This window comes from Streptococcus fryi, from assembly GCF_053206505.1.
In genome coordinates this window covers 1-5,557 of sequence record NZ_JBRUGW010000053.1, presented here as the reverse complement: position 1 = coordinate 5,557, position 5,557 = coordinate 1, and the positions used below count along the sequence as shown (strand labels likewise).

Annotated in this window: 4 protein-coding genes; all 4 read right to left on the bottom strand. The window is 43.4% G+C overall.

Annotated features, from left to right (window positions below; all coding sequences use genetic code 11):
- Positions 1–135: 135 nt before the first annotated feature.
- From ACVRZH_RS09710 to essC, 4 genes are read right to left on the bottom strand one after another with little or no spacing between them, the layout of a single operon-like run.
- On the bottom strand, positions 136–420 hold the full coding sequence (locus tag ACVRZH_RS09710) for a TIGR04197 family type VII secretion effector (protein WP_447455086.1): 285 nt from the start codon (positions 418–420) through the stop codon (positions 136–138).
- Positions 421–425: 5 nt separating this feature from the next.
- Positions 426–860 (bottom strand): YwqH-like family protein, encoded by a 435-nt coding sequence (locus tag ACVRZH_RS09705; RefSeq protein WP_447455085.1) that lies wholly within the window; start codon positions 858–860, stop codon positions 426–428.
- Positions 861–862: 2 nt separating this feature from the next.
- Positions 863–1,192: a DUF4176 domain-containing protein gene (locus ACVRZH_RS09700; protein ID WP_105137954.1), complete on the bottom strand. Its 330-nt coding sequence runs from the start codon at positions 1,190–1,192 to the stop codon at positions 863–865.
- Between the two features lie 12 nt (positions 1,193–1,204).
- Positions 1,205–5,551 (bottom strand): type VII secretion protein EssC, encoded by a 4,347-nt coding sequence (gene essC / locus ACVRZH_RS09695; protein ID WP_447455087.1) that lies wholly within the window; start codon positions 5,549–5,551, stop codon positions 1,205–1,207.
- Between the last annotated feature and the right edge of the window lie 6 nt (positions 5,552–5,557).

The following is a 5,557-nucleotide window of genomic DNA, read 5'->3' as shown; positions in this document are numbered from 1 at the left end:
GGGGTCGTTGATGAAACCTGACATAGCTGTGTTCAGACTAGAAACAGACTCACCCCATGAACCAATGGTCGTCTGGGTGCTTATCTGGAGAGAGGTGATATCGTCGAATTTGATTTTATAGCCCATAATACTCTCCTAATTTAATCCTGAAAACAAAGCATGTCCAAGAACATTGTCTGTGTGAACCAGTTCCTGACCTGTTTGTGAAATCAGAGCAATATCCGTTTCCAAAAGCGAAACATAGGTTGTTACAAGAGCTGACAGCTCCTTGAACTGTTCCTGATAAAGCTTCATCACTTTAGAGTCTGATGTCGTTTCTGGCAACGTGCTACTGACACCTGCAAGACTTTCTTTTGCGGAAGTAAGGCTAATCACATGACTTCCAAACGCAACATTTGATAACTGTATCGTTCCGAACATGAATTTTACCCCTCTTTCGTATGGAATAGCTTCTCTATCGCATTACTAAGGTTATTGATTTGACTTTGACACCAGCCAATAATCCCATTTTGCTCATTCTTTTGATTCTCTAATCGTGTAATTTCATCACAAATAGCGTCATAAAAGGTATTCATTTCTGTTTGAAAATTTCTATAGCTTCCTGAAAAGTCATTCCAACTTTTTTGGAAATCATTCTTTTTCTGGCCTTTCCAATCTGGTTGATCTTTTTTCAACATGACAGATACTTTAATATCATTAACATCACTCTGAATATTACCGATTGATTTTTTTACTGAGCGAAGCCTCTGCAGTTTTTCATCAATTGAAGCAATCGTAGTTTTTGCGGATGAAATGCTCGAACGATGCCTATTGACTTGCCCCTGAAGCTGATAAACTTGGTTATAATCAACTGTACCCATTCTTATCCTCCGATGCCATTGACCTCATTTAGTGTAGCAACATCTCCTTTAGGAATATCCGTTGTAGCTAAAATATTGGCAATATTTTCTAACATTATCTCGTTATCATCATCCGTATATCCCTCCTGAACAACCTTTAAGATATCTTCATGGTTAAAGTAGATGAGACTATCCCCCATCAATCCTTCAGGATAGAGACAAGCACCATAATCAAAACGATAGACTTCACCTTTGACTGGTGCCGCAATGACACGAGAAATAATCATCATTTTTTTGGTATTCCCTTTTAAAATAACGACACTTCCTAGTGGTAACATTGTAATTTCTGACATCTTCTGTCCTCTCTATAGTTCTAATAATTGAATAAACTCATACCCTTCTGGGTGTAAGATATAGCCTTGATTTGGTCTCAAAGCTGGTTCGTTATTAATATATGGATAGCGTGTATGGTTCTGATCGCTGATTCGCATGCCAAGGAATACTTGTTCCACCATTTGATTAGCCAATTTGACAAAAGTATCGTAGGTATTTGATACCAAGTCTTGATAAGTACCAATCAACAATAAGGTCACACCATGCTGGCTACCTTCGACCAGTAACTGTTTGAAGTCTGCTTCGCTCAAGCCAGATGCCATAGCTGTCGCTGCCACATCTGGAATCAAAATCAACCACTTCGGATAATCTGGACTTGGATTAGATAGGCGTTTCTTGAAGTCATCAATAATAGCTTTCATCACATTTTCAACTTCCAAAGAGCTATCAAAGCGTTGGACTCCTTCAAAGAAGTTTATTGATAACCGCTGACTAGAATCCAGAATTACCGTATTGTAAACGCCAGACAAGCGGTTCAAATGATATTCCAGCAATTTGTAGTAATTGTTCACAAAAGCAGGGCTATCTGAAGCCATAAGGATTGGACGTTCAAAACTCAAGATAGCTGGCTCAACAGCCTCCCTCTCAAGTCCCAAAACAAAGTCTTGGTTCATCGCTAAGCTATCTGCCATAATCTCCTTGGTAACCTTTTCTGGCAACATTGGTATACCAGCTGGAAATGGTCCACTATAGGCTGCGCTCATTGCCTCAACTTCCGTCTTAACTTCCTTAATGTAATCTGTATAGTGTTCACTACTATAAGGTAGTACCATTTGGAATTGGACAATCTCATCAAACTTGGCAATAGCTCGTCCCTTGATTTCGTCCAGTGGAATATTGGAGCGACCAACAACACCAGACAAATCACTCGAATCAAATAAGAAAAGAGAAAGTTTGGTCTTGAAGTTTGATTGTAGCTGCAAACGCATGGCATTGAGGCGAGATAGGCTCACAATTAGATAGATACCAAGTGACGCACCATCACGAGCAATAACATTTAAGACATCATAGAAGGCATCTGAGAACGGTGCATCCATGACACTATCAAAGCCATCAATCTCGATAAAGATAGTAGGAAAACTATCTTCTGAAAGCTGATTATACTGACTCAGGTTCGTTGCCTTGGCTTTAGACAAGGCGCGCTTACGAGCTTTCACTTCTTTCATCAAGAAGCGGAGAGATTTCATGATTTTCTCTGTCTCATCCAAAGCAAAATAGTCTGCCACATGTGGGAAATCTGATAGCGAAATCAAGCCACTAGTCCCAAAATCATAGAGATAGAAGTGGGTCTGTGCTGGCGTTTGTTTTCGCATGACATCTACCGCAAAGTTTTGTAGGAAGGTTGATTTCCCGAAGCCTGGGCTAGAGACTAATAGAATGTGTCCTCGTTGCTCCATATCAAAGTAGAGCGGTGATTGTTCTTGACGCTCAGGGATATCTTGATAGCCCACTAAGATGGATTGAAGATTGTCTGAAGTTCCCCAGTAGTCCTTAAAGTTTACAGAAGCCAAATCTTTGGCATAAACTTTTTCCGCTAATGGTGGTAACCACGGACTAGCTACTTTCGGAATATGGAGACCCTCAAACAGTTCATGCGCTTCTTCCACAATGGCATCCAATTCTGTCGGAACAACCTTGGTCTCTTTTTGTTTGTTTAGTCCACTCAAGTCTTTATTGATGGCATTGTACTGGCCGCTATCTGTGATTTCGTAGACTGTCATATCACGTTGGACACTATTTCTACCTTCCGGATTATAGTCAGCTCCAGACCAAGCACTTTGGAACAGTTCATAAATTTCATTGTTCCCCACTTGCAGGTAGGCCCGACCAGTCTGAGTAATTTCCGCCGCATCTGGGGTCTTAATAACTTCTCGTGAGTCCGCTACATCTTGTACCTTAAGAGCAATTTTAAACTTGGAGTTGGACCAAATTTGATCATTTACAACCCCACTTGGTTTTTGTGTCGCAAGAATCAGTTTTACCCCAAGAGAACGACCAATGCGGGCTGTAGAAACCAACTCATCCATAAATTCTGGTTGATTCGCCTTCAATTCCGCAAACTCATCACTAATGATCAATAGATGAGGGAGTGGTTCTTTAACCTTACCTTCTTTAAAGAGCTTGGTGTACTGGTTGATGTGGTTGACATTGTTTTCTTGGAAAATACGCTGCCGCTTCTTGAGCTCGGCCTTGATAGACACCAAAGCTCGGTTGGCCTGGTTACCATCCAAGTTTGTAATGGTACCAACGACGTGTGGCAAGTCCGCAAAGAGATTAGCCATCCCACCACCCTTGTAGTCAATGAGCAAGAAGGCTACTTCATAAGGGTGGTAGTTGACTGCCAGAGACAGAATATAGGACTGTACCAGCTCTGACTTACCAGAACCTGTCGTTCCTGCAATCAACCCGTGAGGGCCATGTGCCTTCTCGTGTAGGTTGAGGTAAAGGATATCATCACGACCACGAACACCAAGAGGCACCGACATGGTCTGATAGGTCTCGTTCTCCTTCCAGCGAGTCAAGAGGTCTAGCTCCTCAACCTTGCTCACTCCATACATTTCAAGGAAGGTGATGCTATCTGGGATAGAGTTCCGCATGGTCTGAACATGGGTAATCCCTGCCATGTTTCGGGCAAAGGTTTCCTTATCCTCAAGAGAAATCACTGGCAGAGGGACAAAAGCCTGATTGAGGTAGGTATCTTCCTGCAAAATCAGGGTTGCTTTCTTATCCCCACGATAGTCCACAACGGTCTTCACATGTTCAGGCAAGCTCTCAATCACCTCTTCCACAAAGACATAGTGAATGTCCAAATGAGACAGGTCTTCATTGATATACTCCATGATGTTGTGATCAAGCATCAGGCTCAAATCAGTAATCAACAGAACATAGCGTGGGGCATACTGCTTCTCACTGGATTTCTCCTGCTCACTGTCCAGCTTTCGCTCCTTGATGATTTGGTAGAGCGAAGTCAAGAGCTGGTCACGTGTTCGCTGGCTGTAGACAAACCCACGGCTGTTAAACACTTTCAACTGAGTATGCGGCAACCAACGGCTCCAATTCCAGAGTGGCAACTCTTCCTCACGGAAGATTGGCACAAACTGCACATCATGGTAACTTTGGAAGGTCGCCACCTGCATCATCAGTTGTTGCACTTGCTCAATCACCACTCGGCGAGAGCCGATATAACCAATGGGCGACCCAAGCTGATTCTGCAGAGGCATTTGGTCCAAGTGACGATAGTAAGCCAAGAGTTCCTGGACCTTTTGTTTGGCCTCCTCATTGTACTTGGTCATCTCTGAGTCAGAGTAATCAACGCTAAAGCTCGCCTTGATTTGACCGAGCCCCAAACGGTAAGTCAAGAAGTCAAAGTGATATGGGGTCTTCTCATAGATACGGCGGTCAATGGTTGCTGCCATCTCAAGCAAATCGGTTGTCGCTGGGTAATGGTAAAGCAGAGCTATCTCTTGTTCTGCCTTACTGCTGGCCAACTCCTCGTATTTACCATCCAGATAAGTCAAATAATCTGAAATCTTCCGCTCTTCTGTTTCACGGTGTTTCTTCTTATCCGCAAAATAAGAGTGAATGGAGGTTCCGATAGTAATGACAGACATCCCCATCATCATCAGGACCATGCCTCCACTTTTGAAAAAGAAAGCTGTTAGCCCTGTAAACACAATCATAGCAATTGGCGTCAACAAGAGTTTCACCAAAGATTGCTTACTTTCTTCAGCTTCTGTTGGCGGAGAGGCTATTAAAATCGAGTTCTCGGGCTCTCTCAGAATAATCCGAGGCGACCGGTGGAAATCCTTCCCTCGTTCATCTCGTTCTGACAACTCTGCTGGCAACAAGTTCGTCTGATAATCCCCCACAATCGCAAACTCCAAGCGGTCATTAATTATTGAAAGGAATAAGCCTGAGGCAAAGAGAACAGTGTCATGGTCTTTGAGTGAAGCTTTATCCGCCACCAACTGACCATTGTGATAAAAGGCTTGGTTGGCAACAAGCTGCCACTCATCCGCTTGAGGTCTGAGAACAACTTCCAGCGACGGGAGCGACACTTGAATCGTCGCATGGTCATCGGACGATAGGTAAAGCATCCCATCTGGCAAGTAAACACTCTGACGCCCCGCAAATGAAACAACCGTTACCAGCTTCCCTGAATCCAGTTTGAACGGGTGCACACCATGTGAATAGGTCTCCTCATCCAAACGAAACCCATCGTCAAGCACATCGATAGTGGCTGATTGGGAGAAGGGCAAGTGATGCTCAAATAGCTCACTCAACTCATAGGGTCTGCCAGGAAACAAAGGGTAAGCAATGTGTTC